13 protein-coding genes are annotated in these 15035 nt (G+C 67.1%); 8 read left to right on the forward strand and 5 right to left on the reverse strand.

Annotated features, from left to right (window positions below):
- Window positions 1–98 precede the first annotated feature (98 nt).
- Both msrB and msrA read left to right on the forward strand, forming a co-directional pair.
- Window positions 99–620, forward strand: a complete 522-nt coding sequence (gene msrB / locus ASB57_RS14615; protein ID WP_057652883.1) for a peptide-methionine (R)-S-oxide reductase MsrB — start codon at window positions 99–101, stop codon at window positions 618–620.
- Window positions 621–693: 73 nt separating this feature from the next.
- Complete coding sequence (gene msrA / locus ASB57_RS14620) at window positions 694–1431, forward strand: peptide-methionine (S)-S-oxide reductase MsrA (RefSeq protein ID WP_057652884.1); 738 nt, start codon at window positions 694–696, stop codon at window positions 1429–1431.
- A gap of 55 nt (window positions 1432–1486) precedes the next feature.
- Here msrA and ASB57_RS14625 read toward each other — a convergent pair whose 3' ends face one another.
- The 3 genes from ASB57_RS14625 to ASB57_RS14635 are packed head-to-tail and all read right to left on the reverse strand — an operon-like array spanning window position 1487 to window position 5461.
- Window positions 1487–2518: a tripartite tricarboxylate transporter substrate binding protein gene (locus ASB57_RS14625; RefSeq protein ID WP_082621613.1), complete on the reverse strand. Its 1032-nt coding sequence runs from the start codon at window positions 2516–2518 to the stop codon at window positions 1487–1489.
- On the reverse strand, window positions 2515–4023 hold the full coding sequence (gene tcuA / locus ASB57_RS14630; RefSeq protein ID WP_197425055.1) for an FAD-dependent tricarballylate dehydrogenase TcuA: 1509 nt from the start codon (window positions 4021–4023) through the stop codon (window positions 2515–2517). The genes ASB57_RS14625 and tcuA overlap by 4 nt, the downstream gene beginning before the upstream one ends.
- A 1-nt stretch (window position 4024) precedes the next feature.
- Window positions 4025–5461 carry an MmgE/PrpD family protein gene (locus ASB57_RS14635; protein WP_057652887.1) on the reverse strand — a complete coding sequence of 479 codons (1437 nt, stop codon included), beginning with the start codon at window positions 5459–5461 and terminating at the stop codon, window positions 4025–4027.
- Between the two features lie 141 nt (window positions 5462–5602).
- On the opposite strand from ASB57_RS14635, the gene ASB57_RS14640 reads away from it, so the two are divergent.
- Window positions 5603–7006, forward strand: a complete 1404-nt coding sequence (locus ASB57_RS14640; RefSeq protein WP_057652888.1) for an MmgE/PrpD family protein — start codon at window positions 5603–5605, stop codon at window positions 7004–7006.
- A gap of 54 nt (window positions 7007–7060) precedes the next feature.
- Window positions 7061–8455 (forward strand): MmgE/PrpD family protein, encoded by a 1395-nt coding sequence (locus ASB57_RS14645; RefSeq protein ID WP_057652889.1) that lies wholly within the window; start codon window positions 7061–7063, stop codon window positions 8453–8455.
- Between the two features lie 97 nt (window positions 8456–8552).
- Here the strand turns inward: ASB57_RS14645 and ASB57_RS14650 are convergent, their stop codons facing one another.
- Together ASB57_RS14650 and ASB57_RS14655 are read right to left on the reverse strand one after the other, a co-directional pair.
- Window positions 8553–9296 carry a GntR family transcriptional regulator gene (locus ASB57_RS14650; protein WP_197425057.1) on the reverse strand — a complete coding sequence of 248 codons (744 nt, stop codon included), beginning with the start codon at window positions 9294–9296 and terminating at the stop codon, window positions 8553–8555.
- A 102-nt stretch (window positions 9297–9398) separates the two neighbouring features.
- Window positions 9399–10292: a LysR substrate-binding domain-containing protein gene (locus ASB57_RS14655; protein WP_057652891.1), complete on the reverse strand. Its 894-nt coding sequence runs from the start codon at window positions 10290–10292 to the stop codon at window positions 9399–9401.
- Window positions 10293–10426: 134 nt separating this feature from the next.
- Here ASB57_RS14655 and ASB57_RS14660 point away from each other — a divergent pair, with 134 nt between their 5' ends.
- From ASB57_RS14660 to ASB57_RS14675, 4 genes are all read left to right on the forward strand, one after another.
- Window positions 10427–11014, forward strand: coding sequence for a cysteine dioxygenase family protein (locus tag ASB57_RS14660; RefSeq protein WP_057652892.1), 588 nt, complete (start codon window positions 10427–10429; stop codon window positions 11012–11014).
- A 21-nt stretch (window positions 11015–11035) separates the two neighbouring features.
- On the forward strand, window positions 11036–12235 hold the full coding sequence (metC, locus tag ASB57_RS14665; RefSeq protein ID WP_057656161.1) for a cystathionine beta-lyase: 1200 nt from the start codon (window positions 11036–11038) through the stop codon (window positions 12233–12235).
- Window positions 12236–12282: 47 nt separating this feature from the next.
- Window positions 12283–13902, forward strand: coding sequence for a rhodanese-like domain-containing protein (locus tag ASB57_RS14670; protein ID WP_057652893.1), 1620 nt, complete (start codon window positions 12283–12285; stop codon window positions 13900–13902).
- A gap of 115 nt (window positions 13903–14017) precedes the next feature.
- Complete coding sequence (locus tag ASB57_RS14675; RefSeq protein WP_057652894.1) at window positions 14018–15031, forward strand: tripartite tricarboxylate transporter substrate binding protein; 1014 nt, start codon at window positions 14018–14020, stop codon at window positions 15029–15031.
- Window positions 15032–15035: the final 4 nt, after the last annotated feature.

Consider the following 15035-nt stretch of genomic DNA (forward strand, 5'->3'; position numbering starts at 1 on the left):
CCACGAGGCGCGGGCAAGTATCACATTTAATTTAAGTTTGCGTGAGGACTTGGCGACCGCGGCAGCGGAACAATGCGGTCATCGAACAGGAGCGAACCATGAGCATCGAACGTCGACATTTCCTCCGCAATGCCGGGCTGGGCGCCTTGGCCACCGGCCTGGTGGGCTGGCAGATCCTGCGGCCGACGCCGGCCACGTCAGGCGAAGCGGCCGCCGCCATGGGCCCATTGGCCGTCACCCATACGGATGCCGAATGGCGCGCCATGCTGACCGGGCCGCAGTACGCCGTACTGCGGCAGGAAGGCACCGAACGCCCCTACAGCAGCCCGTTGAACGACGAGCATCGCAATGGCGTCTTCGCCTGCGCCGGCTGCCAGCTGGCCCTGTTCTCGTCCAAGACCAAGTTCGACAGCGGGACCGGCTGGCCCAGCTTCTGGCAGCCTCTGGAAAAAGCCGTGCGCACGCACGACGACCGGACCTTCGGCATGTTGCGCTCGGCGGTCAGCTGCAGCAGTTGCGGCGGCCACCTGGGCCATGTGTTCGACGATGGCCCCAAGCCTACCGGCCTGCGCTACTGCATGAACGGGGTAGCCATGACTTTCACTGAACAAGCCGCCTAATCAAGCCGCCAACTCGAGCCGCCCGATCAAGCCGCCTAAGGGCCGGCACCCACGTTTATTCGCGAGGTACATCATGACGAAATCTGCGAGTTCCACCCCCACATCCGGCCGCCGCTGGCCTACGCTGCTGGCCGGCGCCGGCCTGGGCCTGGCCGCCGTGCTGCTGGCGCCCCACCTTAGCGCCCGCGCCGCCGAGGAAGCGGTGACGATCGCCGCCCCGGCTGTCGATGAACCCGCCAGCAACGCGGCCAGCGAAACGGCCGTGTTCGCCGGCGGCTGCTTCTGGGGTGTCCAGGGGGTATTCCAGCACGTCAAGGGCGTGACGCGCGCGGTATCGGGGTACGCGGGCGGCCAGGCCGCCACCGCCCATTACGAAGTGGTCGGTGAAGGCCGCAGCGGGCACGCGGAATCCGTACAGGTGACCTACGATCCCAAGCAGATCACCTACGGCAAACTGCTGCAGATCTACTTCTCGGTGGCGCACGATCCCACCCAGTTGAATCGGCAGGGCCCGGACTCCGGCACGCAGTACCGGTCGACCATCTTTCCCGCCAACGCGGCTCAGCACAAGGTGGCCGAGGCCTACATCGCCCAGCTGAACCAGTCGGGCGTGTACCGCAAGCCCATCGTGACGACCTTGGAGGATGGCAAGGCCTTCTATCCGGCCGAAGGCTATCACCAGGATTTCCTGGTGAACAACCCCAACTATCCCTACATCGTCTACAACGACCTGCCCAAGGTGAAAAACCTCAAGCAGATGTTCGCCGACGTGTATCAGGACAAGCCGGTGCTCGTCGCCGACACGCACTGAGGATGCCGGGGCCGCCGCGTCCATCTCAGCCGCGGCGGCCCCGCGTCAGTGACACTCATTCCATCTGCAGTCCCGACTGGCGGATCGCCTGGCCCAGGCGATCCTTTTCCCGCTTGATGTGCTCGGCGAACTGCTCCGGCGTGCCGCCGGCCGGCTCGGCGCCGTCGCCGGCCAGGCTCTCGCGTATCTTGGGATCCTGCAGGGCTTCGTTGAGGCCTTGATTGAGCTTCATCACGATGGCGCGCGGCGTGCCGGCGGGGGCCAGGATGCCGTACCAGGAACTGGTCTCGTAGCCCGGCAGCCCTTGGGACGCAATGGTGGGCACGCCAGGCAAGGAAGGCAGCTCGTGCGAGCCGGTCACGCCCAAGGGCACCAGGCTGCCATCCTTGATGTGCGGAAGAATGGCGACGACGCTGCTGAACATGAGCGGCACCTGGCCCGCCAGCAGGTCCGTCAAGGCAGGGCTCAGGCCTTTGTAGGGCACGTGGGTCAGTTGCACTTTGGCGTCCGTGGCGAACATCACCGCCGCCAGGTGCGAGGACGAACCGTTGCCGTTGGACGCATAGTCCAGCTTGCCGGGTTCCTTGCGCGCCAAGGCGATCAGCTCGGGCACGGTGCGTATGTGCAGGCTCGGCTGGGCCACCAGAACCATGGACGCCTGCGCCAGCAGGGTGATGGGCGCGAAGTCCTTGATGGCGTCGTAAGGCAGGTTCTTACGCAGGTTCGGGTTGATGGCATGGCTGCCCACGCCGCCCAGGAACAAGGTATAGCCGTCCGGCGCGGCCCGCGCCACGGTTTCAGCGCCCACGGTGCCGCCAGCCCCCGCCCGGTTCTCGACGACGATGGCCTGGCCGAGGATTTCCCCCAGGCGCCGGCCCACCGTGCGCGCGACGTTGTCATTGCCGCCGCCGGGCGAGAACGGCACGATCAGGCGGATGGGATGGTCGGGATACTTGCCCGCCCCCTGCGCGGCAGCCTGCGGCGCCGCTTGCGCCGCCGCCGTCCGCATGCCGGGCGGCAAGGCCCACCCTAGGAAGCCAGCCACACCCGCCACGACCAAAGTCAGTCCCCAAGTCCTTCGCTTCATTTTTCTGTTCCTTGCAATGCTGCCCGCGCGGCGCCACTGCCGGCGATGCGCCCGAATACGGCGCCGGACACCAGGCCCGTGCCGCTGGGATAGTTGAAGTAGAAGAGCCCGCCCACCATTTCACCGGCGCAGTACAAGCCCGGCATGGGGTTCAGATGCACGTCCAGCACTTGGCCGTTGTCCGGCCGGATGCGCAGGCCGCCAAAGGTGAAGGTGATGCCGCAAGTCGTGGCATAGGCATGGTACGGCGGTGTATCCAGTTTCTGGGCCCAGTTGGACTTGGGCGGCTCGATGCCGCGCGTGCCCAGTCCGTCCTTGATGGTTGGGTCGAACGCGACGTCCGGCACCACGGCGTCGTTGTAAGCGCGCGCGGTCTCCAGGAAGCCCTGCGGATCCACGCCTTCCAGTTTCTCCGCCAGTTCTTCCAGGGTGTCGGCCGTGACCTTGGTCATCATCTTGATGCGGTACTCGGAGCGCAGCAGGTCGTTCACCTTGGAGTCGAAAACCTGCCAGGCGAACTGCCCCGGCTGCTTCAGCAGTTCGCCGCCATACTTGGCATAGGTGAAGGAATGGAAGTCGTAACCTTCGTCGACGAAGCGGCGGCCATGGGCATTGATCAGCAGGCCGAAGATGTAGCTGTGCTTCTGGTACTGATCGCCGATGTTGACGTCGCCGAACTCCGGCGCGTTCAACTCCCAGCCCGTGGCATGGCAGCCCGACCAGTTGCCGTAGGGCGCGGCGCCCAGGTCCAGCGCCATGCGCAAGCCATCGCCCTGGTTGTAGCGGCTGCCCCGAACCTTGGCCAGCTCCCAGCCCGGCCCAAGATAGCGGGCGCGCATTTCGGGGTTGGCTTCGAAGCCACCGCAGGCCAGCACCACCGCCCCCGCATGGAAATCGACGGGCTCGCCCTGCCGCGTCGCATGCACGCCGCAAACCCGTTCGTGCTCATCCAGCAGCAGGCGCTTGGCGCGGGTCGCGTAGTGCACGTCGATGCCAGCCTGTTGCGCGGCCTTGTCGAGGAACTGCACCAGGCCGGCGCCGCCCCCCGACACCTCGATGGGCAGGCGCCCGAAGAATTTGCGGCGACCGTTCACCAGGCGCGACTGGCGGCCGAAGTTGGGCACGAAACGCGTCCCCTTGGAACGGAGCCAGACCATGGTTTCCAGGCTCTGCGTGACCAGGATCTCCGACAGCTCGGGATCGGTGCGATAGCTGGTCAGGCGGAACAGGTCGTCGAAGAACTCGTCCGTGGTGTTGGTAAAGAAGTCGCTGGTGGCGATTTCCTCTTCCGTCAGGTCGGTCACGCGCTTGAGGTCCTCGACCGAGTCGTAGGCGAAGCGCATCACGCCCCCGGCGAAGCGGCTGTTGCCGCCCGACTCTTCCTGCGTCGCGGCTTCGAGTATGGCCACGCTGGCCCCCTCGTCACGCGCGGCCAGCGCGGCGCATAGCGCCGCATTGCCCTTGCCCACCACGATGACGTCATACTTTTGCTTGGTGTCTTGCACTTCAGTCTCCTCCACGTGCGGCTTCCTGGATACGGGTTGTCAACATCGTGATGCGCGGGAGCGCATCGATGGCCGCCAGATCATCGGCGATGGCGCCCACGGCGTCCTCGCGCAGCGCCATGCCGGCGCACTGCATGAATTTCTGGCGCAATAGCTCGGCCGGCAGGGGATGCGCGGACGTCCGTCCCAAAGGCTGGTCCACGCCGGCACGCAGCACGCGGCCATCACGCAAGGTCAGGGCGACGTAGCCGGCAAAATGGTTGGCGGGATCGAGCGGGGGCAGGCCTGGCTGGCCAAAGCCGAAGCGGTCAGCATGCACACCCGCGTCGTCGTACGCGACCGCGCGGATGCGGGGCAGGATCGCCGCCACGCGGGCATCGCGCCAGGCGGGATCCTCGAAATCGGCCGGCGCCACCTGGCCGTCGACCAGCGCGCGCGCCAGCACGTATTGCAGGCTGAACTTGGCATCCAGCGCGCCCTGCGGTCGCGGGCGATTGGTATGCGCCAGCCGCCGGCTGTGGATCGCCACGTCGATGACCTCGACCTGCTCCGCCGCGGGGCGGTGCTCGCGCACCAGGGCCAGCATGGCATCGATGGCCGGATGCGTGCTGCCGCAACATGCGTATTGCTTCACCGCGATGCCGGGCGCCACCAGATCGTAAGGCGCGGCCCAGGCGGCCCTGGCCTTGTCGACGTCATAGGTGCCGGGGCCGTTGAAAACGTCGAGAAAACCCTGCGTGTGCTCGAAGACCGACGCGGCGTTGGCCGTGAAGTCCAGCCGCGCCAGCCGCGCCGCGTACAGGCCGTTGCGGGCGCAGTGCCCCACATGCAGCGGCTTGGCCATGGTGCCGAAATTGGCCTTGAGTCCCGACGCGAACGACGCCGCCAGCGCCAGGGCCGTCGCGGTGGCCGCTGCATCCAGGCTCATCAGGCGGGCACAGGCGGCGGCCGCGCCGAAGCAGCCCAAGGTGGCCGTCGGATGCCAGCCCTTGCGATAGTGATGCAGGTGAACGGCCAGACCCAGTTTGGCCTGGGCCTCGAAGCCGGCGGCATACGCCGTGATGAAGTCGCGCCCCGAACTGTCCAGCTGTTCGGCCAGCGGCAACAGCGCCGACACCAGCGGCGCCGAAGGATGGCCGCCCAGGGTATTGCTGCTGTCGTCATAGTCCAGGGCATGCGCGGCGGTGCCGTTGACCAGGGCGGCGTCCAGGATGCCCAGCCGCTGTTGCGTACCCAGGCGCAGCGCCGGCCCGGCGGCGCTGTCCAGCGCTCGTGCCGTCAGCACCGCAGCCGGCTCGGCGCTGCCGCCCAAGGTGACGCCCACGGTGTCGAAGATGCCCACGCGCGCCCAATGCAGGGCCTGCGCCGGCAGGTCCTCGTAGCGCAAGGCCGCCACTTTCGCGCCCAACCACTGCGCCAGGCCTGTATCTGTCTCCATTCCCATCGCTCCTGCGGCGCGCTGAGCGCGCGCTTCCGATGCTGCTTTTGCTGCTATTTTTCAAAGCAGAATACCACGGTATACTATTTTTCAAACAGCGCGGATTTGCGCCTTTTCCCCTACACCTACCAGGCAGCCCCTATGTCGACGACCACGCTTTCGGATAATCGCTACACCCGCGGCATTGCCCGCTTCGTCGCTGAATTGCAGTACGAGGCGATTCCGCCGGAAGTGCTCAGCCGCATCAAGCTGCTGATGCTGGATTCGCTGGGCTGCGCGATCTACGGCGCCGACCTGGAATGGACCCGCATCCTGCGCAAGACACTCACGGGCCTGGACACCACGCAGGGCTGCGCGATCTGGGGCACGCGGCACAAGCTGTCGGCGCCGCACGCCGCGCTGGTCAACGGCACGCAGGTGCAGGGCTTCGAATTGGATGACGTGCATCGGCAAGGCGTGTTGCACGTGGGCGCGGTGGTGCTGCCCGCCCTGGTCTCGATCACGGAGACGCGCCGCGGCATGAGCGGCCGCGACTTCCTCACCGCCGCCGTGGCGGGTTATGAAATCGGGCCGCGCGTGGGCATCTGCATGGGCCCTGAACATATCGCGCAAGGCTGGCACTCCGGCGCCACCCTGGGCGTGTTCTCGGCGGCGGCTGGCGCGGCGCGCGGCCTGGGCCTGGACGTCGATCGGACGGTCCATGCGCTGGGTATCGCCGGTACGCAATCGGCCGGACTGATGGCGGCCCAGTACGGCGCCATGGTCAAGCGCATGCACGCGGGGCGCGCCTCGCAGAGCGGCCTGTATGGCGCCCTGTTCGCCGAACAAGGCTTCACCGGCATCCTCAATGTGCTGGAAAGCGAATACGGCGGCTTCTGCAGTACCTTCTCCCGTTCGCAGGACCGCTTCCAGCTGGACGCCCTGACGGCCGACCTGGGCCAGGTCTGGCAGACCATGGGCGTGGCCCTGAAGTTCTACTCCTGCGTCGGCAGCAACCACAGCACGCTGGATGCGATTCGCGCCATGCAGGCCGACCATTCTTTCGGCGCCGAGGACGTGGAGAAGATCGTCGTCCACGGCTCGCGGGTCACCATGGACCACGTCGGCTGGAAGTACGAACCGCAGGGCCTGACGTCGGCGCAACTCAACCTGCCCTACTGCGTGGCCACCTGGCTGCTGGATGGCGATTGCTTCGTCGATCAGTTCACCGAGGACAAGGTGGCCGATCCCGATCGCATGCGCATCGCCGAAAAAGTGCACGTGGCGGAAGATCCCGAGATCACCGCCAAGGGCTCCAAGTTCCGCCACATGGTGCGCGTCGAAGTCACCCTGCGTGACGGCAAGCACATGACGCGCACGGTGGAAGCCGGCCGCGGCAATGAAAAGAACTTCGCCAGCGAAAACGATATCGTCGAAAAATTCGATAAGCTGGCCACCCACGTGCTGCCGCGCGGTCACGTCGAAGAGATCCGCGACTGCGTGCTGGGTCTGGACAAGCTGGAAGACAGCAGCGCCCTGCCGCGCCTGCTGGCCGCCCGGGGGTAATCCCCGGCGCCGCCGGCGAGCGCTGAAGCGGACCCGCGGGACTAAGGAGACAGCGTGTACGACAGAGGTCAAAATGGCGGCAACGCCGGTGGCGCAAGCCTGGGCAGCGCAAGCCGGCAACTCGCCGAATTCGCGGCGAACCTGCGCTACGAGGATATCCCCGCGGACGTGCTCGAACGCGCGCGCGCCTGCATCATCGATACCCTGGCGTGTTGCGTGCAGGGCGCCAGCCTGCCCTGGAGCGCGGCCACCGCCGCCTACGCCCGCCGCTATGGCGGCATGGGGCCGTGCGCCTTGTTCGGGGTTGCCGGCGCGAGCGGGTCCGGTGTCAACGCGCCGGCCGCGGCGCTGGCCAATGGGGCGGGGGCGCATGCCTTCGAACAGGACAGTCTGCGTTTCCCCGGGGCCGGCGTGCATCCCGGGGCGACCTTGGTGCCCGCCCTGGTCGCCGCCTGCCAGGAAACCGGCGCGGACGGACGCAAGGCGCTCACCGCCTTCGTGGCGGCGTGCGAGGTGCTTTTTCGTATCGGCGCCGCGACGCACCACAGCAGCGAAAAGCTCGGCTTCCACGCGCCCGGGTTGACGGGCCCCTATGGCGCGTCCATCGCGGCCGGACTGATCCATGGCCTGGATGCGGACCGCCTGGTCCAGGCCATGGGCATCGCGGGATCCCTGTCGGCCGGCCTGCTGGCCTTCACCAAGGCGGGCAATGGCGCCATGGTCAAACGCCTGCATCTGGGACGCGCCGCCGAAGCCGGCATCGTCGCGGCGGGCCTGGCCCTGGAGGGCTATGAGGGCCCGGACACGATACTGGAAGGCCGCTACGGTTTTCTCGAAACGTATTGCCGCGACGGCGAACCCGCGTTGTTGACGCGGGGCCTGGGCAGCGCCTGGGAAACCTTGAAGATCTGCTTCAAGCGCTATCCCTGCCACGTCACCGCGCAGGCGCCGATACAGGCGCTGCGGGGCCTGATGGCGCAGCACGGCTTCAACGGCGCCGACATCGAAGCCATCGCCCTGGGGTGCAGCGAGAAGATCGTCAGCCACCACGATATCCGCGACCCGGCCGACATTCTGGCGGCGCAATACAGCGTGCCTTTCTGCCTGGCCCTGGCTCAGTATCGGGATCCGGAGGACCCGGGCGCTTTCGATGCGGGGGCGGTGCAAGATCCCGCGATCCGCCAGGCGTGCGCGCGGATCACGTTGACCGCGCAAGCCGGCCTGCCTTCCGCCTGGAGCGCGAGCATGATCATCCGCTTGCGCGATGGCCGGACGTTGGAAACCCTGGCGGACGGCTTTCTGGGCCTGCCATCGCAGCCGCTGTCGCGGCAGGCATTACGCCATCGATTCATCCTGCGCACGAGCGCCGGCCTGGCTGCCGACGTGGCCGCCGGCTGGTACGCAAGATTGCAGGATCTGGAGAATCAGGCGGCTTTTCCGATTGCTTGAGCGTGCCGCGCTGACGGTGCCGCGCTGACGGTGCCGCGGTGGCCGTACTGCGGTGACCGTACTGCGGTGACCGCGGCGCGGCGCCGCCCGGCTTGAATCAGCCCTGCGATTCCTCGCCGCCGCCCCGCTTGATGTGCTTGGACAGCAGGCCCGGCCCGCCCCGCTGGCGTATCTCGTTCAGCAGTTCGCTGTGCTGCAATTGCACGCGGACCTTCAAGGCGTTGCGCACGTGGCGGCCCATGACCGCGCGGGCGCTCTCGGCGTCGCGGCGCGAGATGGCCTCGCAGATTTCCGCATGCTCGTCGAGCACCTGCTTGCGCCGGTCCTCGATCACCAGGGTCGACACGTTGCGATACGCGGACAAGGTATCCGACGTGATCAACAGGAACTTGAGCAGGAATTTATTGTGCGCGGCACGATAGATGGCCTCATGGAACACCCGGTTGTGCTCGTTCATGCGGCCAGGCTCGTCCACGATTTCCTTTTCGGCCTGCACCAGATGCCGCAAGGTGGCGATTTCCGCTTCGGTGGCGTGCTCGGCCGCCGACGCCGCGGCAGCCCCTTCCAGCAGTTCCCGCACCGCGTAAAGCTGCTGCATGGCGGCGTCATCGATGGACGCGACCACCAGGCCGCGGCGCGGATGCGGTGTCAGCAGGCCTTCGTTTTCCAGGCGCCGCAGCCCTTCACGAACGGGCGTGCGGCTGATACCCAGCCACTCGGCCACTTTGTACTCGGATACACGATCGCCCGGCTTGATGTCGTTGGCCAGAATGGCGTCACGGACGGCGTCGTAGGCGATATCCCCCAGCAGGCCCTGAGAATCGGCAATGGTCTTCTTCATCAGGAAAATCTCGGTTCCCAAGTATTCAATACACCAGGGCGCAGCATAACGCAGCGGGGCCATCCTTGCCTCGATGCCACGCGGCCCGGACCGGACCGGCTTTTACTCCGAGGCCGGCCCCCCGGCCTGCGCGGAAGCGGATTCGTTCAGCCCCATCTGCGCGATCAGCATGTCGTATACGTGGCGCACCAGGGGATTGATCAGGTCGTCGCGTATCCACAGGAAATACGTCACGTCGGGCAGCGCGGGCAGGCCGTCCTTTTCACCCAGCACGCGCATGTCCGGGCTCAGGAACTCGACGCTGCGCGCGGTGATGCCCAGACCCGCGCGCACCGCCGCCCGGATGCCGACCAGATTCGGCGCGACATAATTGGTGTGCCACGGCAGGCGCGCCTGTTCCAGCGCATTGAGCGCGATACGGCGGAAGATGCTCGGTTCGTCCGCCAGCACCAGCGGCAAGGGCGCCGCCGCATCGTGGACATAGTTGGCCGAGCCTATCCACGCCGTCGGCGAGGTCCGCAGCACGATGCCCTCCAGCCGCTGGTCGAAGCGGGTGGATATGGTCATGTCGAGGTCGCCCGCGCGCAGCGCGGTCATCAAGGTCGGACTGCGGTCGACCCGGATTTCCAGGCGCACCCGCGGCGACCAGCGCGCGATCTGGGTCAGCACCGTGGGCAGGATGGTATCGGCCACGTCGTGCGGCGACCCCAGGCGCAGCTCGCCCTCCAACTGGCCGTCCTGCATGGCCCGCACCGCTTCGTCATTGATGGCCAGCATATGGCGCGCATAGGCCACCAGCTTGCGCCCGTGGGTGGTCAGCAGCTTGTTGCGGCCGTGCTTCTCGAACAGCGGCAGGGCCAGCAGGTCCTCCAGCCGTTGCATCTGCTGGGTCACGGCGGACTGCGTCTTGTGCAGGCCCAGCGCGGCGCCGGAGAACGTCTGCTCCTGGGCGACGGCCACCAGCGTGCGCAACAGGTCCAAATCCAGGTTTTTCATAAGCGGCCAACGTATCCGTGTAATCCCCAACTATTAGAGTTGCTAATGCTTTCTTTAATCAAATTAATTTGTCCTAGGGAAGCCTGGCTCGTAGAGTAGCGAAAATACCGCGCTTTACAAGGGAGTTTTCGCTAATGAGTTCGCAACACCCACAACAAGCTCAGATCGCCGATGCCATCGGAAGCATAAAGAATACTTTAGAGAAACAGGGTCTAACCCGGGAAAGCCTGGCCAGCGTGCTGGACGAGGTGGTCGGTTTGGCCAGCCATCGCGACTGGTGGGGGGCGGACCGCTATGCGCCCCCGGAAGGCGACGAACGCCAGGCCCGCTATCTGATCAGCGAAACCCCGGACCGCGAGTACGCGCTCTATCTGAACGTCATGCGCCCCGGCAAGAAGATCGTGCCGCACGACCACACCACGTGGGCCTGTATCGCCGCCGTCGAGGGCGTCGAATACAACTACGTCTATGACCGCCTGGATGACGGCAGCCAGCCTGGCGTCGGCCGTCTGGAGAAGACCGGCACGGTGGTGGTGGAACCGGGCACCGGCATCGCTCTGATGCCCGACGATATCCATGCGGTGGAAATCCAGGGCGACAGCGTGATCCGCCATCTGCATATGTACGGCCGCGCGCTGGAAACGCTGGACCGGCGCCTGGGTTTCGACCTGGAGGCCGGGACCTGCAAGATCATGCCCATCGGCGTGCAGACCCGCCGCTGACCCCACGCCTGGATGAGCATCATGGATGAACACGACAAGCCCGCGGGCCAAGCCCCTGGCGGCTACGGCGCCGGCACCCGCCTGCTGCGCGCCGGCCGCCCCCACAGCGGCTGGGTCAATACGCCGGTCACGCGCGCCAGCACCTATATCTTCGACAGCGTGCAGCAGTGGCGCGACACGCGCTCGCGCCGCGACAAGGAACGCCTGATTTCCTATGGCGCGCGCGGCACGGACAGCACCTACGCCCTGGAAGACGCGCTGATCGAGCTGGAAGGCGGCTACCGCGCCAAGCTGTATCCGACCGGGCAGGCCGCCATCGCCCTGGTGCTGCTGGCCTATCTGAAGACCGGCGACCATGTGGTGATCACCGACGCGGTGTACGAACCGGTGCGGCGCTTCTGCGCCGAACACCTGACCCGCCTGGGCATCGAATACAGCTACTGCCTGCCCGACGGCAGCGACCTGGCGACGCAACTGCGCCCCAACACGCGCATGATCTACGCCGAATCCCCCGGCTCGCTGGCATATGAAATGATGGACCTGCCGGCCGTGGCCAAGCTGGCCCGCGCGCATGATTGCTGGCTGGCGGTGGACAATACCTGGGGCTCCGGCCTGCTGTACCAGCCGCTGGCGCTGGGCGCGGACATCTCCATCATCGCGGCCACCAAATACCTGGGCGGCCATGCCGACGTCATGATGGGTGTGGCGATCACCAACGAACGCGCCTGGGCGCCGCTGGAACGGGCCAGCGTGGACTTCGGCCAGACAGTAGGCGCCGACGACGCGTATCTGGTCCTGCGCGGCATGCGTTCCATGCCGGCCCGCATGGCCATGCATGGCCGCAGCGCCCTGCGCATCGCGGACTGGCTGCAGTCGCGCCCCGAAGTGGCGCGCGTGCTGTGCCCCGCCCTGCCCGGCGACCCCAGCCACGCGCTGTGGAAACGCGACTGCCGCGGCACCAACGGCCTGCTGTCGATCGAGTTCGCGCCGGGTATCGAAGATGCCGACGTGGAGCGCATGATCGATTCCTTCCAGCTGTTCGGCCTGGGCGCATCCTGGGGCGGTTTCGAAAGCCTGGTGGTGCCCGCTTATATGCTGCGCGCCCGCACGGTGGCGGACTGGAACGGCCGCGGCGCGGTACTGCGCCTGCACATCGGCCTGGAAGACACCGAAGACCTGATCGCCGACCTGGAGCAAGCCCTGACCAGCTTGCGCCGTTGAAGCGTCGCTCTCATTACCCCATTACCCGTAGAACCCAGTCTCACACGATGACCACCACGCAAAACACCTTGCCGCCGCTTGCCCCCGTAGATGCCCCGACGCTCAAGCGCTGGTTGCACGACGGCGGTGAGATCGCCTTTCTGGACGTGCGCGAACACGGCCAGTACGGCGAGGCGCATCCCTTCTACGCCACCACCCTGCCCTACAGCCGGCTGGAGATCGACGTGGCGCGCCTTGTGCCGCGCCGCTCGACCCGCATCGTGCTGCTGGACGAAGGCGACGGCGTGGCGGCGCGCGCGGCCACGGCGCTGCGGCATCTGGGCTACACGGATGTCCGCACGCTGGATGGCGGCATGCCCGCATGGCGCGCGGCCGGCCTGGTCGCTTTCGCCGGCGTCAACCTGCCCAGCAAGACCTTCGGCGAACTGGCCGAACATTTGCTGCACACGCCACGCATCACGGCGACCGATCTGGCCGAGCGGCAGCAACGCGGCGACGACCTGATCGTGCTGGATGGCCGCCCCTATTCCGAGTACGGCAAGATGAACATCCCGGATGCCATCTGCTGCCCGAACGGCGAACTGGCGCTGCGCGCGCAGACCCTCGCGCCCGACCCCGCGACCACTATCGTCATCAATTGCGCGGGGCGCACGCGCAGCATCATCGGCGCACAGACCCTCATCGACCTGGGCGTGCCCAACCCGGTGCTCGCGCTGGAGAACGGCACGCAGGGCTGGTATCTGGCCGACCTGCAACTGGAACACGGTTCGCAACGCAAGTATCCCGCAGCCATCGACCCGGCCCAACTGCCAGCGCTGCGCGAGCGCGCGCAAGGCCTGGCGCGGTCCCTGGACGTCCCCGTCATCGACGCGGCCCAAGCCAACGCGTGGCTGGCCGAGAGCGGCCGCAACACCTATCTGTGCGATGTCCGCACGCCGGAAGAATACGCCGCCGGCACCTTGCCGGGCGCGCAGCACACACCTGGTGGCCAATTGATCCAGGCCACCGATCAATACGTCGGCGTGCGCGGTGCGCGCATCGTGCTGTTCGATGATGAAGGCGTGCGCGCGCCGGTGGTGGCCGCCTGGCTCATCCGCATGGGTTGGGACGTGTACGTGCTGGCCGATGGCTTGCGGTCCGGCGCATCCGCGCCCGCCGCGCAGGACACCGGCCGCGCCGCTCCAAAGGCTGTCGAAGCCATCGCCAGCACGGCCTTGGCCGCGGCCGTACAGGAAGGCGCCACGCTGGTCGACGTCCGTCCCAGCATGAGCTACCGCAAGGCACACCTGCGGGGCGCCCGCTGGTCCATCCGGCCGCGCCTGCAGGCCTTGGCGCTGGCGCCGACGGCCGAGGTGATTTTGCTGGCCGAAGACGCCGCCGTGGGCGCGCTGGCCGCGCAGGAACTGGCCAGCCTGGGCATCACCCGGGTTCGCGTGAACACCGACACCCCGTCGGCATGGCGCGCGGCCGGCCTGGCCGTCGATGCCAGCCCGGCCGAGCCCGCCGATGCCGACTGCATCGACTATCTGTTTTTCGTGCATGACCGCCATGACGGCAACAAGGCGGCCGCCCGTCAGTACATCGCCTGGGAGACCAATCTGGTCAACCAGATCGATGCGCAGGAACGTGCTGGCTTCAAGCTGCCGGAGGGCAGCCTGACCATTTGATACGGGCAGGTTGCCGCTGACGCGTCCCGCAGGGACCGCTGCCGGCAACCCGCCTGCGCTTCGACGAGCCGGACGCATGATCCAGGCCGTTAACTCAAGGTTCAAGGGGAACCGCATGACACTCGCTTTCAAGCAAGCAGCCCGAGTCTCGTCCACCGCCGCCCGCGCGCGGCGTGGCCTCGCCGCCCTGGCGGCCGTTATGGGTATCAGTGCGGTGGCGCTACCCGCGCACGCCGCCTATCCCGAATCCGGTACGCCGATCCGCCTGGTCGTGGGCTTCCCGCCCGGTGGCGGCGCCGACGTGCTGGCGCGGGCCGCCGCGGCCGGCATGTCCAAGGCCCTCAACGCCAACGTCATCGTCGAGAACCGGCCGGGCGCCAGCGGCATCATCGCCACCGACTATGTCGTCCGCGCGCAGCCTGACGGCTATACGCTATACATCGGCACCCCCGGCTCGCTGACCATCCTGCCCAATCTGCAGAAGGTCCCTTATGACCCGGCCACCGGCCTGACCCCCGTGTCCGTGCTGGTGACCATGCCCAATGTGCTGGTGAGCAGCCCGAAGTCGGGCATCAACAGCGCGGCCGACCTGATCGCCCGCGCCAAGTCGGGCAAGGACGTCACCTACGCGTCCGGCGGCAACGGCACCATCGGCCAGATGGCGGCGGAGCAGTTCAACATGCTGGCCGGCATCAAGATGCGGCATATCCCCTACAAGGGCACCACGCCGGCGTTGACCGATGTGGTGAGCGGCCTGGTCGACGTCACGTTCTCCGACCCGTCGGTGCGCACCTTGACCGAGGGCGGCAAGCTCAAGGCACTGGGCGTGACCACCGCGGGCCCGTCCAGCGAATTCCCCGGCGCGGACCCCATAGGCAAGAGCATCCCGGGCTATGAGTTGACCAACTGGTACGGCGTGCTCGCGCCCGGCGGCACGCCCCAAGCCGTCGTCGACACGCTGAACCGCGCGTTCGCCGCCGTCATGAAGGAGCCTGACGTGATCAAGGTGCTGGCGGCGTCCGGCATGACCGCTACATCCAGCACGCCGGCCGAGTTCGGCGCGTTGATGGCCAAGGAGCGCGTCAAGTGGGCGGACCTCATACAGAAAGCCCACATCACGCTGGACTGAAGCA

This window comes from Bordetella sp. N (assembly GCF_001433395.1).
Lineage (GTDB): Bacteria > Pseudomonadota > Gammaproteobacteria > Burkholderiales > Burkholderiaceae_B > Bordetella_C.